This window comes from Methanofollis fontis (assembly GCF_004297185.1).
Lineage (GTDB): Archaea > Halobacteriota > Methanomicrobia > Methanomicrobiales > Methanofollaceae > Methanofollis > Methanofollis fontis.
This window is the reverse complement of the sequence record NZ_PGCL01000003.1, coordinates 403,543-417,693: the sequence shown is the minus strand read 5'-3', so window position 1 is coordinate 417,693 and position 14,151 is coordinate 403,543. Positions and strand designations below refer to the sequence as shown.

At 59.4% G+C, this 14,151-nt stretch carries 12 protein-coding genes; 7 read left to right on the top strand and 5 right to left on the bottom strand.

What is annotated here, in order from left to right:
• Window positions 1–83 precede the first annotated feature (83 nt).
• Entirely contained in the window at window positions 84–515 is a 432-nt protein-coding gene (locus CUJ86_RS08930; RefSeq protein ID WP_165394848.1) for a nuclear transport factor 2 family protein, read from the top strand.
• A gap of 23 nt (window positions 516–538) precedes the next feature.
• Here CUJ86_RS08930 and CUJ86_RS08925 read toward each other — a convergent pair whose 3' ends face one another.
• From CUJ86_RS08925 to CUJ86_RS08915, 3 genes are all read right to left on the bottom strand, one after another.
• The gene (locus CUJ86_RS08925; RefSeq protein ID WP_394342418.1) at window positions 539–2,200 is read right to left on the bottom strand and encodes a PAS domain-containing protein; all 1,662 of its coding nucleotides are present in this window, start codon (window positions 2,198–2,200) and stop codon (window positions 539–541) included.
• 342 nt (window positions 2,201–2,542) lie between these two features.
• A complete protein-coding gene (purB, locus tag CUJ86_RS08920) occupies window positions 2,543–3,877 on the bottom strand; it encodes an adenylosuccinate lyase (protein ID WP_130647215.1) in 1,335 nt (444 codons plus the stop codon).
• A 63-nt stretch (window positions 3,878–3,940) separates the two neighbouring features.
• Window positions 3,941–4,912, bottom strand: a complete 972-nt coding sequence (locus tag CUJ86_RS08915; protein ID WP_130647214.1) for a mechanosensitive ion channel family protein — start codon at window positions 4,910–4,912, stop codon at window positions 3,941–3,943.
• 82 nt (window positions 4,913–4,994) lie between these two features.
• Between CUJ86_RS08915 and CUJ86_RS08910 the strand changes: the two genes are divergently transcribed.
• Genes CUJ86_RS08910 through mobA form a run of 4 tightly spaced genes read left to right on the top strand, consistent with a single transcriptional unit; the run spans window position 4,995 to window position 9,026 of the window.
• Window positions 4,995–7,004, top strand: coding sequence for an ATP-dependent DNA helicase (locus tag CUJ86_RS08910; RefSeq protein ID WP_130647213.1), 2,010 nt, complete (start codon window positions 4,995–4,997; stop codon window positions 7,002–7,004).
• Window positions 6,995–7,429: a methylated-DNA--[protein]-cysteine S-methyltransferase gene (locus CUJ86_RS08905; protein WP_130647212.1), complete on the top strand. Its 435-nt coding sequence runs from the start codon at window positions 6,995–6,997 to the stop codon at window positions 7,427–7,429. Before CUJ86_RS08910 ends, CUJ86_RS08905 begins: the two co-directional genes overlap by 10 nt.
• Window positions 7,430–7,470: 41 nt before the next feature.
• Window positions 7,471–8,388, top strand: a complete 918-nt coding sequence (locus CUJ86_RS08900) for a ketopantoate reductase family protein (RefSeq protein WP_130647211.1) — start codon at window positions 7,471–7,473, stop codon at window positions 8,386–8,388.
• Window positions 8,389–8,390: 2 nt separating this feature from the next.
• Window positions 8,391–9,026 (top strand): molybdenum cofactor guanylyltransferase, encoded by a 636-nt coding sequence (mobA, locus tag CUJ86_RS08895; protein WP_130647210.1) that lies wholly within the window; start codon window positions 8,391–8,393, stop codon window positions 9,024–9,026.
• A gap of 64 nt (window positions 9,027–9,090) precedes the next feature.
• On the opposite strand, the gene CUJ86_RS08890 is transcribed toward mobA, so the two are convergent.
• Both CUJ86_RS08890 and CUJ86_RS08885 read right to left on the bottom strand, forming a co-directional pair.
• Complete coding sequence (locus CUJ86_RS08890; RefSeq protein ID WP_130647209.1) at window positions 9,091–9,909, bottom strand: dihydroorotate dehydrogenase electron transfer subunit; 819 nt, start codon at window positions 9,907–9,909, stop codon at window positions 9,091–9,093.
• Complete coding sequence (locus CUJ86_RS08885) at window positions 9,902–10,789, bottom strand: dihydroorotate dehydrogenase (RefSeq protein WP_130647208.1); 888 nt, start codon at window positions 10,787–10,789, stop codon at window positions 9,902–9,904. Before CUJ86_RS08885 ends, CUJ86_RS08890 begins: the two co-directional genes overlap by 8 nt.
• Window positions 10,790–10,839: 50 nt before the next feature.
• On the opposite strand from CUJ86_RS08885, the gene CUJ86_RS08880 reads away from it, so the two are divergent.
• Window positions 10,840–11,709: a malate dehydrogenase gene (locus tag CUJ86_RS08880; protein WP_130647207.1), complete on the top strand. Its 870-nt coding sequence runs from the start codon at window positions 10,840–10,842 to the stop codon at window positions 11,707–11,709.
• Complete coding sequence (locus CUJ86_RS08875) at window positions 11,702–14,137, top strand: DNA-directed DNA polymerase (protein WP_130647206.1); 2,436 nt, start codon at window positions 11,702–11,704, stop codon at window positions 14,135–14,137. The genes CUJ86_RS08880 and CUJ86_RS08875 overlap by 8 nt, the downstream gene beginning before the upstream one ends.
• Window positions 14,138–14,151 lie beyond the last annotated feature (14 nt).

Genomic DNA, 14,151 nt, shown 5'->3' with positions numbered 1-14,151 from the left:
TAATGATAGGCACGATCCCGGACATCTGGCACCCCATGCACAAAATGGAAAAGACTTACGCTATCCTGTGCCACTCAGTTATGATGTTTCTGAGTGAAAAGACACGGGAGGCCATTATCAGCACGATGTACGCCTATGCCTCGGCCTACAGCCGGATGGACGTTAATGGCGTCATGGAACTGATGGCGCCCGAGGTCATGGCGATCGGGTCAGGAGAGGACGAGTGGCTCGAAGGGCGGGAACAGGTGCAGGCCGGCACGGAACGGGACTTCTCAGAGTGCGAAACGGTCTCGATCGAATACGGTGACCTGCGGATCGCCGCCGACGGTATCATCGCCTGGGTGGCGACACCCTTTGAAATCACGGCGATCGCCGGGGGCAGGATGCAGGTGTTCCGGGGCCGCCTGACCGCAGTGCTGATGGACACATGGGAAGGCTGGCGTTTTGTCCAGATGCACTTCTCGTTTCCCAATGCGGATCAGGAGGAAGGGCGGTCGTTCCCGGTGCAGGGGTAAAGGGATCCCGGCTGATCCTGCCTTTATCGGCCGTCTTGCCCATCCTCAAAGAGCCCGTAATGCTTTTTCAGCATTTCGTGCACCTTTTTCGATTCGAGCCAGCCCTGATCAAGCCGGTCCACCAGCTCATCGATCTCTGATAAGAAGGGTTGAATCTTCTCGGCAAGATCTGGATCTTTCAGGAGCACCGTACCGAGTATCATCTGGAGGGGGTTTCGTATCTCGTCATTCAATATCGCAAGTTTTTCCATATTTTTCTCAAGAGATATCACCGATTCCTGATACATCGTCATGTCTCGTGCAACGGCAAGGAGCAATTCGGCGTCACTCCCGAGCGGCACCGGCCTTATATGGACATTGAACCAGCGGGATTCTTCCCCTTCAGAGGTGCGGATCAGAAAATCGGTTGTCCCCTGTTCCTGTACCTGATGAATGCCCTCCATCAGGTGTTCTGTCAGGTCGCCGGAAAAAAACGATTTGAGATTGCACCCGATGACTGAACATTGGGTATTGCCGAAATAGTCCAGACCCGCGCTATTCATATACCGGATCTCACCGTGTGTGCTGGTCATCAAAATGATGTCATCGGATGATTCGGCCAGGATCTTATATTTTTCCTCTGATTCTCTGATGCTGCGCTCGGCCATTTTATAGTCGCTATAATCAATAAAAGACTCCAGAAGAAGAGGTTGATCAAAAAATTTGAATTCACTCACGCTTTTCAGAATGGGGATATGGTTGCCGAAACGGTCGACCAGAATACGTTCCGAACGGTCGAGCGTTTGATGCCTATCAAAAATTGGGCATGCATCCTTATCTGCGGGACAGAGGGCTTCATAGCAAATTTTACCGGACAGTTCGGCTGGAGAAAGACGTTTCATCAGGTTCAGGGCCTCTCGGTTTACAAATCTGATGACTTTATTGTGGTTAACGATGACAATCCCGAACGGCAGGGCATCGAGGAGTTCCTGATATTTTCTGCGTAGATCTGAAAAATTATAGATGTACAGTGCCACTCCTGTAATATTCCCGATAGGGTCTCTGATCGGACACAGGATCTCTTCTATCCAGTGTTCACCTATTTCAACATTCATTGTTACGGATTTTCCGGAGAAACTCTCTTTTAACGCCTCCAATAAATCCTCTGAAAAGGGATCCCGGCCGATCAGATCCTCTATCGACGTGCCGATCAGGTCGTCGGCTGACCGGTTTATTCTCCTGGCGGCCTCCTGGTTGATCGACCTGACGGCATACGTCCTGTCGATCAGGACGATGCCGACAGAAGGAATATCCAGAAGTTTATTCAGGGTTTTTTCATGCTCTTTCGCACCCTGTTCTCTCCTGTATTTATTGAGGGCGAAGGCGACGACGACACGGACGGTATCCGGATCAGAGTTACGGTGCATATACCCGTAGGGGGTTGCCGATACCGCCCTCTCGCTATCGATCCCGCCTCCGGACAGAAAAACAACCGGGATGCTGTATCGGGATCCAATCGTGATTGCAGTCTGGACTCCGTCCGGGTCCCCGTCCATGTCTGCATTGATGATCATGAGTTCGGGACTGAGGCGTTCTGCCGCTTTGGTTGCCTCTGCTCCATGGGTGACGATCTCTGGCACCTCATATCCTGATGATATGAGGATATGTCTGAGATGCTCTGCAGCCTCGACATTGTCGTCAACCACTGCGATCACATTATGTACCACTGGAAATACTCCTGAAGATCCGAGAGACGGGATTGACTGGTATAGAGTGGGTTCACCCCATATTGATATATGCCGACTTGTTGTTGGGGTTTTTTATCCCTCTTTACAGGTGTTATGTGAAAAATATTCGCAATTATTTTTGTATATCCGTATCAGGGAGTTCTATGCTCAGCTGTTCTGTCTCTCTCTTTCAGCAGTCCCCTGATAGTCTAAAAAATCATCATATCCATGCACATCCTCTTCTTCCGGTCTTATGCGCTTATGTCGGTGTCGGCAGCGGGCATCAGAAGAATATTATGGAGGGGGATCTGGCGATCAGGCCTAAAGGGGGGTGAGTTTTGCGATCACCCGCTCCACCTGCTCGACCGCCGTCCCGATATACTGTGCGGGATCGAGGAGGGCAGCGATCGCATCGGCGCTCAGGAGAGCGGCGACATCCGGATTTTCCGCGAGCAATCCCGCAATCGGACGCCCTTCTGCAAGCGCCGTCATACTCGCCACGCGCACCGCCTCATGCGCCTCCTGCCGTCCCATGCCGCTCCTGGTCAGTTCGATCATCACCGACTCGGCGAGGTTCACGCCGTGGAGGAGGTTGAGGTTGCGTTCGATGTTCTCCTCCCTGATATTCAGTCCGTCGATGACCCCGATCATCAGGTTGAGGATGTGATCGGCGAGCACCGATGCCTCGGGGAAGACCACCCGCTCGCAGGAGGAGTTCGTCAGGTCGCGCTCGTCCCAGAGGGTGTTGTTCTGGAGGGCCGGTTCGACCATCGCCCTGACGATCCGGGCCAGTCCGCAGACCTGCTCGCTCTTGATCGGGTTGCGTTTGTGCGGCATCGTCGAGGACCCTACCTGTTTCTTCCCGAAGGCCTCCTCCACCTCGGCGATCTCGGTCCGCTGGAGGGACCGGATCTCGACCCCGATCTTGTCCAGGGTGGTCGCCATGTTTGCAACAAACATCACGTACTCCGCATAGCGGTCGCGGGAGATCACCTGATTGGAGACGTCCACGGGCTGGAGATCGAGGCGGCGCATCATGCCCGCCTGCACGGCCGGACCCTTCGGCCCCATCGCCGCCTGCGTCCCCACGGCGCCGGTCATCTGGCCGACGGCGACGCGGGGGCGCATCTCGCGGAGGCGATCGATGTGCCGCCCGATCTCGCTTGCCCAGATGGCGAACCTGAGCCCATAGGTGGTCGGCACGCCGTGCTGACCGTGGGTGCGCCCGACACAGACGAGGTGTTTCGTCTCGTCCGCACGCCTGAGCAGCACGGCAAGCAGACGGTGGAGTTTCACCTCGATGATCTCCATCGCCTCCTTCATCTGGAGACCGGTCGCCGTATCCAGGATGTCGTTGGATGTGGCGCCATAATGGATCCACCGTCCCGCATCGCCGCAGACCTCGGTGACGGCCTTCACGATCGCCATCATGTCATGGTTGATCTCGGCCTCGATCTCCTTTGCCCGCGCAAGCGATGCCTGCCCGGCACAGGCAGCGATCGCCGCCGCCGCTTCGGCCGGGATCATGCCCTCCTCCGCTTCCGCCTCTGCAAGAGCGACCTCGGCGGCAACGACCGCTGAAAACCTTTTTTCCTCTGACCAGACGGCCTTCATCTCCGGGGTGCCGTACCGGTAATCGATCGGGTGAATCGCCATGGGGAACAGTATGGACGTCTGGCGATAAAAGGGGGTGGTGCGTGAGGGTGCCGGACCGCCCCTTCAGGTCTGGCGGGTGCCGCTGCTCTCTCCTCTTCTCTCCCGGACGCTGAGGTCCCCGGCGATCTCAAGGGTCGTGCTCGCGATCCTGATGCGGTCGTTCCCGTCGATCTCATCCAGGATTGCACGGCTGATCCGGTCCCGCTCCGCCCGGCGCCCCCAGACGCCGGTGACATATCTGAGGGTGAGACTCACCCAGTTGTCGGTGAGCGTCACATAGACGGCCGGTTCGATCCCCTGCTCGAGGAGATAATATTTCCCGCCGGCCTGGACAATCGCCTCTCCCGCACCCTGTACGGCGTCGGCCGTTTCTTTCTCAGCAATAGAGCGGATCAGTTCGATCGCCTCTCCGACACTGCTGTCATAGGTGATCGGGACGGTGATCTCGTCCCAGACGAAGGTATAGTCCTTTGTATAATTCTGGACCGTCCCGGAGAGCACCTGCCCGTTCGGGACGATCGTGATCCGCCCGCTCGGCTGGTCTCCGCCGACCCATCCGCCGAGTTCCATCAGGGTGGTGCTCATCAGACCGATATCGATGACGTCGCCGATGGAGTCGTCGATCTCGATCCGGTCGCCCACGGTATAGACTCCAGAAAGGAAGAGGACGATGCTCCCGACAAAATTCTTAAAGAAATCCTGCAGGGATATGGCGACGCCGGCCCCGATGATGCCGTAGGCGACGATGAGGCTCTGGGGGTCGTCCACCCAGATGCGCACCCCGATGACCACGACTGCTATGGCATAGAGGACTGAAACCGCCTTCCTGAACGAATAGCGCACTTTTGCGTCTTTGATGGTCCGGGCGAACACCCGTTCAAGCACGATCCTGAGGACGAGATAGGCGATCAGGACGGCAAGCAGGGTGAGTGCGATGCGGTATATGGTCGTATCCGGGTAGAAGGAGTGCGCTGTCCATGCCGCCATCGTCAGCGTCAGCAGTATGAGAAATTTCAGGAGATCGCCTGCCGCCATGTGCTTCAGTTGTTCTGTTGGGATGTAATGCTTCCTCTCTGATCCAAGATTCCATATTGGGCGGGCGCATAGTAGTATGCGGATGGATCGACTCAGCGAATGGTTCCCCTATCCGGAGTTCCGCCCGAACCAGCGGGAGATGCTGTCTTTTGCCGCTGAAACTGCCAGGGACGGTGGCATTGCCCTGATCGATGCTCCCACCGGAAGCGGCAAGTCGAGTGTGGTATCGGCCCTCCTCTCTGAGGCGAACGGACGGAAGGTGATCGTTGCCGTCAGGACCATCTCACAGCTCTCCACATTTATCCGTGAGCTGGCGCTGGTGCGAAAGATGCAGCCCTCCCTGACCTTTTCCTATCTTGTCGGAAAGGGCTCGATGTGCCCGCTCGGGGGAGAAGGGGATCCCTATCGGCGGTGCGAGGGGGTGAAGGCCTTCTCCTCTTCACTGATGCGTGAACGGGCCTATAAGGGCTCGCTTGTGCCCGCCGAGGACAGGGTGATCCAGGACCAGATCCGGCGGATGGACCGGGATCATCCCCTTCTCTGCCCCTATTATATCCGGAGCCGCACCTTCGTGAAGGGCGATGAGGAGAGCGGGCTGAGGCTTGCGCCATCCCATGCGATCCGGAACAAGGCCGAACGCGTGAAGAAGGAGGCGATCCCGCCCGAAGACCTGGTCTCCTTCTGTGGCGGTCTCTGCCCGTACGAGACGATGATGCAGGCGGCCCGGGGCGCCGACGTCCTCATCTGCAATTTCCACCACCTCTTCAACGACGAGATCCGGGACCAGCTCTATACGGCACTCGACGTCGAGCCAAAGGACGTTCTTCTGCTCATCGACGAGGCCCATAACTGTGGTGATGTGGTCACCGGCATCCAGAGTGTCGTGCTCGAGGACCGGCACCTTGAGGCGGCGATGACCGAACTCTCCCATCTCTCCCGCACGATGAAGGACGTGAACGCCGTCCGTCAGGTGGTGCCGAATATCGTCCGTTTTATGGAGGCATTGCAGCGTTCTGAGAAGGGGGAGGACTGGTTTGATCCGTCGATCTTCCACAGGATGGTGATCGGCGGGACGCTCTACCGGGGGCTCGAGGAGATCGTCGCCGACCTCTCGAAGATCACCGAACGGATCCTTGAGAAGAACAAGAACGCCGGGGTGTATAAGGAGAGTGCGATCGAACGACTCACCGGGTTCATGTATCGCGTCTATCGGGCCGGTGCGGACCCGACCTTCCTCACCCTCTACCGCTCCTCGGAGGGGAGGGTCGAACTGGAGGTGCAGAACATCGATCCCGGCGAGAAGATGCAGACGATCGGGCAGGCGCACTGGGGGTGCGTACTGATCTCCGGCACCCTCTCCCCGCTCGACGCCTACCGGAAGTACTACTTTGGCGACCTGCCGGTCAGGACGCTCTCGCTGCCGAACAGTTTTCCGCGGGAAAACCGTCTGATCGTCTGTGCAAAGGACGTCACCACCGCCTTCCGGATGCGGCGGAACAAGGAGAACACCGCCAGAATCGTCGCCTATATCAAGACCTTCGCGCGGGTGCGGGGGAACCTGGCGGTCTATTTCCCATCCTACCAGATCCTCAACACCTATGCCGATGCCTGCGGGGGCCGGATCAACGGAAAACAGGTCTATGTCGAACCCAGGGAGGCGTCAGAGGCGACCGCCGCCCTGCGCGAGTTCATCTCACTGCCCGAACGCGGACGTGCTGGCATCCTCTTCGCGGTCTGCGGCGGAAAATGGAGCGAGGGGCTCGATTACCGGGGGGAGATGCTCAGGGGGGCGATGGTCGTCGGTCTCCCCCTTGCCCCCTATACCAGCGTCCGCCGCATGGTGATCGAGTACTATGTGCACAAGTTCGGGCGGGAGGGCGAGTTCATCTCCTACACCCTCCCGGCGATCAACCGGGCCCTGCAGGCGCTTGGACGGGTGCTGAGGACGCCTGAGGACAGCGGCGTGCTTGTGCTCGCCGAGGAGCGTTTTCTGGAACCGGCGGTCAGCACCGGTCTTCCGCCCTGGATGCAGGAAGAGACAGAGCGATGTGACCTGGAGCGGTTCAGGACTCTGGTGAAGCGATGGTCGTGAACGAGGGGAGTTGCCCGCTCGGGTTGTGGCATGTGCATGTGGTCTGGAGCGGCGATGTGGTCATGCAGGTCTGTTTTCTCCGCACCCCTGCCGCTGAACGCGCTCCTCGTGCGTTTATTCGCTATTGCGCCGGCGAAACCGATGCCCTTCGAGAGTTCAGGACTCCTGCCACCGATGGGGATACGGTCTATGCCCGCATCTATCGGGTCGTGCAGGCGATCCCTGCCGGGCAGACGCGATCCTACGGGGAGGTCGCCGCCATGGTGGGCACCTCGCCGCGGGTCGTCGGAAACGCCATGCGGTCAAACCCGACACCCCTCGTTGTGCCATGCCACCGGGTGGTTGCGAAGGGGGGCATCGGCGGGTTCTCACCCTCGGTAGACCTCAAGCGGGCACTGCTTGCGCTCGAGGGTGTGAGGGTATGAGTTATGGGATATGCAGGCGAACTATGGGGAGTGACTGAGCGATGAAAGTGCTGATACTCGGTGCGGGGGCTGTCGGACTCTCGCTTGCGGCACGTCTGTCCGGAGTATGTGATGTCCGTGCGGTCTGCAGGAAGCGCCACGCCGATGCGATTGCAGAGAGGGGATTTCGGCTCACCGGTCTCTGGGGCGAGGGGACCTTCCGCTTTCCGGCATCTGAGGACGTTCCGGCAGGGGAGCACTTTGATTACATCTTCATTACGGCAAAGTCGCTGGCCACCCGTTCTCTCTGTGAGCAGTTTGCCGGTGTGATCCGCGGCACCGAGACGATCAGCCTTCAGAACGGGCTTGGAAACGAGGAAATAATCTCCGAATACACCGATCGGGTCATCGGGTCGACGATCATCACCGGTTTTGAGTGGAAGGGCGATGCCAGCGTCCATGTCTCGGTCGTCGGCGGTCCGATGAAACTCGGGCGGTTCCCCGACGGGCTGGATGCGCCGGTGGAGGATCTTGCCGCCCTCATCACGGCCGCGGGCATACCGGTTGAGGCGAGTGCCCATGTCCGGGGCGACATCTGGGCGAAGACCCTGTATAATTCGGCCTTAAACCCCCTCGGTGCGCTCATGAATGTGCCGTATGGATCCCTGCTCCATCCGTCGGTATGGGGCGTGATCAGCGGTGTGGTGCACGAGGCGTTCGAGGTCATGGCCGCGGAAGGTGTCTGTCTGCCCTGGTCGAATGCCACCGAATATCTTGCCCATCTCCACGACGTCCAGGTGCCCGATACTGCGGGTCACCATGCGTCGATGCTCCAGGATATCAGGCGGGGAAATCCCACCGAGATCGATTTCATGAACGGGGCGATCGCTGAGAGGGCGAAGAAACGCGGGATCCCCGCACCCTACAACGACTGCATTACGCGGCTCGTGCACTTCCGCGAGTCGCTCTCGGAGACATAGGTATGCGGACGGGGATTGTGCTTGTCGGCGGTGAGGCGCGTCGGGCCGGAGGAATGGAGAAATATTTTTTTGAAGTCTGCGGCCGCACCTTCATCGACCGATTGCTCGAGACCCTCCGAGGGGTGGTCGACGAGATCGTCATCGTCGCCCGAGACGAAGAGCAGTGCAACCGTTTCGCCCCCTATTCATATGTGCGGTGCATCCCTGATCTGAGAAAGGGTCTTGGCCCCATCGGGGGACTCCATGCCGGGTGCCTTGCCGCGCACGGCGATCTGCTGTTTGTCGTCGCCTGTGATATGCCCTGTATCAACGGAGATGTGATTGAGGTGCTTTTCAGTACACTCGGTGAACGGGATGCCGTCATACCCCGCTGGGACGGAGAGATGTACGAGCCCCTCCATGCGGTCTATCGGCGCTCCGCACTGCAGGAATATCTTCGGGAGCATGAATCCCTCTCCCTCCGCTCCATGGTCGACAGTCTTGATGCCGTTTTTCTGCCGGTGGAGTCGTTCAGGTCAATTGACCCCGACCTGCTCACCTTCACAAACATCAATCATATCCATGATCTTGAGCGCTTCCGCATGGAGATGGAGGGGGTCATCCATAAAGAGGTCGCGAACACCGACTCTCCTCTCTAAGATCCAGGGGCTGATATGAGGAGGTGGATCCCCAGAAAAATAGCGGGTTAAGAAGAGGTATCCTTCAAGTCTCCGTTTTTTCCTCTTTTATCTCCCCCTCCGGGCGGGCCGAGGGGAAATAGACCTTCCTTCCCGTCGCATCCCGCGTGTATTTGCCGAACTCCGACTCCAGGATATCGTCGCCGGTGAAGATCGGACCGTCGCGGCAGACCCTGAGACCATGGGGGTCCATCGAGCAGGACCCGCAGATGCCAAGCCCGCACTTCATATAGCGGTGGAGGGAAAACTGGCCTCGATCGGCGATACCGGCCCTCTTCAACCGTTCGAGAACCTTCACCATCATGATCTCCGGGCCGCAGACACAGATGTGATCGAACTCGTCGAGGTCGATCCCGTCCATCAGGTCGGTCACAAATCCGTGGTGCCCCTCGGTCCCGTCGTCCGTTGCAATGTGGAGGTTGCAGGACGAGGCGATCACCGGCGCAAACAGAATCTCATCCCGTGTGCGGGCGCCCAGCAGGAAGGTGCTGACCTTACCGGCCGTGGTGAGGTTCAGGAGGGGTGCGACACCGACGCCGCCGCCGATGGCGAGGGTCTTTCCGCTCACCGTAAAGCCGTTGCCGAGCGGACCCCGCATACCAAGGCGGTCCCCGACATTCAGTCTGAACAGTGCCGCCGTTGCATCGCCGACTTCCTGAACGGTTATCGAATGCTCAGACGAAAGGGCCATCGGGATCTCGTCGTATTCCGGCACCCAGACCATCACGAACTGACCGGGCGAGGAGGGTATGCCGGGGTCGAAATAGAATGTCCGGATCGAGGGCGTTTCCGGGACAATCGCCTTGATCGTCACCGGGACCGGCATCATGGGGAGTTCAGCCATGGGCCACCCCCACGATCTCCTCTGCCGGTGTTCCGTCCTTTGTATAGAGTTTCCGTCTGATCTGGTCGAAGACGCGGATGTCGTCCATCACCGCCGTCCCGATCTCTACCGCCTGTGCACCGGCCATCATCATCTCGATCACATCGTTCGCACTCGATACCCCTCCGCAGCCGATGATCGGGATCTGGCAGGTCTCATAGAGATCCCAGACCGCCTTGACGGCGATCGGAAAGATGGCTCGTCCTGAAAGGCCGCCGCTCCTGTTTCCGAGCACCGGTCGGCGCATTTCCGTGGAGATCCGCATTCCCCGGACCGTGTTGACCGCCACAATGGCGCTCGCCCCGCCCTGTTCGGCGGCACGACCGATGGTGGTGATATCGGTGACATTCGGAGTGAGTTTCACCCAGACCGGCACACCATGGGTGGCCACGGCCCGGGTGCACTCGAGAACGGTCTCGGGATCGGTGCCGATCGCCGCCCCGTAGCCGGCGGCATGGGGGCAGCTGACGTTCAGTTCAAAGCCGCGGGCGTGTCCGGCAAACCAGCCGGCCACCTCCCTGAACTCGTCGGGATCCTTGCCGAAGATACTCACGATCACGGGTTCGTCCTTGAGGGATTCGATCTCCCCGGTGAACTCCTGTGAGGGGTTTGGAAGCCCCATCGCATTCAGGACGCCGCAGTCGGTCCTGATCAGGCAGGGGCCGTGGTGGCCGGACGCCGGTTCGGGTCCGATGGACTTGGTGACCACACCCCCTGCACCGAGTTTCAGTATCCTCTTCAGCGATGCCCCGGTCGTCCCGAGCACTCCGGCAGCCAGGATCAGGTGGTTGCGCAGGTCCACCCCGCCCACGGTAATCTCGCCAGGCTGAAGGGTTATCATCCAAAAGAGATTGTGGTTATTTATTATTAGCATACCCATAGAAGGATCATATGACCAGCCTCGCAGTGATCGGCACCGGACGGGTCGGCGGTGAAGTGGCCTTCCTATCTGCTGCGCTGGGGCTATTCGACGAGATTGTTGTGTGTGACGCCGTCAAGCCCCTCGAACGCGCGCAGGTGCTCGATCTCTCCCATGCCGCCTATGATGTGACCGTGGAGACCGATCCCCTCCTGATGCGGGATGCGGACGTATGTGTGTTCGCCGCCGGACGGCCCCGCTCTCCGGATACAAAGACGAGGGCAGACCTTCTGAGTGCAAACATCCCGGTGCTAGACGACTGCTGCAGACATCTCCCGTCCTTCGGGGGGGTCCTGATCACCATCACCAACCCGATGGACATGAACAACTACTACCTGCACCGATGCCTTGATCTCGAACCTTCACGCTGCATCGGCTTTGGCGGGCAGCTGGACAGCGCACGGTTCGGCTGCAGGATTGCCGCGGAGGGTATCGGCGGCACGGCGACGGTGCTCGGTGAGCACGGCGAGCATCAGGTGCCGGTCTTCTCAAGGCTGGATACGCCGGTGCCGGAGGGGCAGCGGGAAGAGATCCTGCGTTTCCTGCAGGGGGCAAGCATGGAGGTGATCCGCGGCAAGGGGGGAACCGTCTTTGGTCCTGCAGCACATGTGGTCAGGTTGATCGAGGCGGTGCTCGGCAGGAGGAGCAGCGAGGTGATCCCCTGTTCGTGCATCGTCGATGGCGAGTATGGTTATTCCGGGCTTTCCATTGGTCTTCCGGCCATGATCGGAAAGGAGGGGATCACCCGAATCGTCGAATGGGACCTGGACGCATGGGAGCGCCGGAAACTCGATGAAGCGGCGATGTTCCTCCAGGAAATCTGCAGGGATCTGGATGTCTGATTCTCAGGCGACGCTCATACCGGCCGAACCCGAGGGGATCAGGATCGGGATCAACCAGGTGGAATACTCGGTCACCGGGACAGGTCCGGTGATCCATATCTTCGGGCGGCGGCCCGACGGAGGGGCGGTGCACCTGCAGGTGACGGGCTTTCGCCCCTATCTCTATGTGCCGGCAGAGGAGACAGAGCGAAAGCGGCTCCCCTCCCAGGTCACCGGTATTGATGACGCCTCCTACCGTTCGATAAAGGGCGAGGACCTCCGCCGCCTCTATGTTAGCAGGCCGACCGATGTCCGCGACATCAGGAACCTGTTTTCCCGTCACTTCGAGGCGGACATCCCGTTTGCGACGCGCTATATGATCGATGCCGGTCTCACCGGCGGCGTTTCGGTCCCCTCTGAGATCTCGGATTATACCGCGGTGGTGACGGAGGACGTCGATGCACCGGCGAGGCTGTGTTTCATCGATATCGAGTGCGAGGACATCCGGGGGTTCCCCGAACCCGGACGGGACGCCATCATCTGCATCACCTGCTGGGACTCCTTCGAGGCGTCCTATACCACCTTCCTGCTGTGTTCGTCCGGCACCGCACCGGATTTCTCAGAACGCTGGACGGAACAGAACGGCTGCCTCTGGAAGGGGAAGGACGGACATGTCGTCTGCACCTATGAGAGCGAGGAGGCGATGCTGCGGGCGTTTGTGGCCTATATCCGGGAAAAAGATCCGGATATCCTCTCCGGCTGGAACTTTACCGATTTCGATTTTCCCTATATCACACAGCGGATGGAGACGCTCGGGCTTGTGCCGTCCGACCTCTCCCGCCTCCCCGGCATGACAGAACGGGCGGCGGTGCGCGGCAGGGCGCTCTTTGACCTCCTGACCGCCTACAAGAAACTTCAGCCGAGTCAGAAGGAGTCCTACAGGCTCGACGCCATCGCCGAAGAGGAGATCGGGGAGCGGAAGGTCCGATATACCGGGACAATCAGCGACCTCTGGCACGATGACCCTGTCCGGCTTGTGGAGTACAACACCACCGACGTCGAGCTCTGCGTGCGGATCAACGAGAAGAACAGTATTGTTGATTTCTACCGGATGATCGCCCGCTATGTGGGTGTCCCCCTCGACCGGACCCTGAACTCCTCGAACGTCATCGACATCTACATCCTCAGAAAGGCGCACGGCCGTTTTGTGCTCCCCTCGAAGGGGAATGTGGTCGCTGACGAGTTCGAGGGTGCGACGGTCTTTGAACCGACCCTGGGGCTGAAGGAGAATGTGGTGGTGCTCGACCTCAAGTCCCTCTACCCGATGGCGATGATGACTATCAACGCCTCGCCCGAGACAAAGGACCCGCAGGGGGAACTCCGGGCGCCAAACGGGATACGCTTCAGGAAGAGCCCGGACGGGCTGACGCGGAGCATCATCGCCGAACTGATGGAGGAGCGGGACGACCTGAAACGGCGGCGCAACGCCCACCCCTATGGATCGGACGCCTATACCCTGCTCGACCTGCAGCAGGGCGTGATCAAGGTGATCATGAACACCTATTACGGTGTCTCCGGCTATTCGCGGTTCCGCCTCTATGACCGGGAGATCGGCGCCGCCGTCACCTCGGTTGGGAGGGCGATCATCGGGCACACGCGTGAGGTGATCACCGCCATGGGGTACGCGGTGATCTATGGCGACACCGACTCCTGCATGGTGGAGCTCCCGAAGGGCGACCTGGAGGAGACGATCCGGATCGCCCGCTCCATCGAGGAACGCCTGAATGGGAGCTATTCAGAGTTTTCAAAGCGGGTGCTGAACGCCGATCGCCACTACTTCTCCATCAAGTTCGAGAAGGTCTATGAACGCTTTTTCCAGGCCGGACGGAAAAAGCGCTATGCCGGTCACCTTGTCTGGAAGGAGGGGGTGAGCGCCGACACGATCGATATCGTGGGCTTTGAGATGCGGCGGAGCGACTCGCCGCAGATCACGCGCGAGGTGCAGCAGCACGTGATGGAGCTGATCCTGAAGGGTGCGGGTCTATCCGAGGTGAAGTCATACCTCGGCGGGGTGATCCGGACCTACCGGCGGGGCGGCTACTCGCTCGACGAGGCCGGGATTCCGGGCGGGATCGGCAAGGCGCTTGAGGAGTATGAGACAAAGGACGCCCATATCAGGGGGGCGATCTATGCCAACACCCATCTCGGCACCGATTTCAAACGGGGCAGCAAGCCAAAAAGGGTGTATATCAGTCATGTCTCGGCAAAATATCCGCAGACCGATGTGATCGCCTTCGAGTATGCCGATCAGGTGCCCCCTGAATTCGTGGTGGACTGGGAAACGATGCTTGAAAAGACGATCCGGCAGCCGATCGAACGGATCATCGAGGCGCTCGGCTGGAGCTGGCATGATGTGGACCCTACCAGGACGACCCTGTTTGATTTCTGATCCCTCTCAGGATG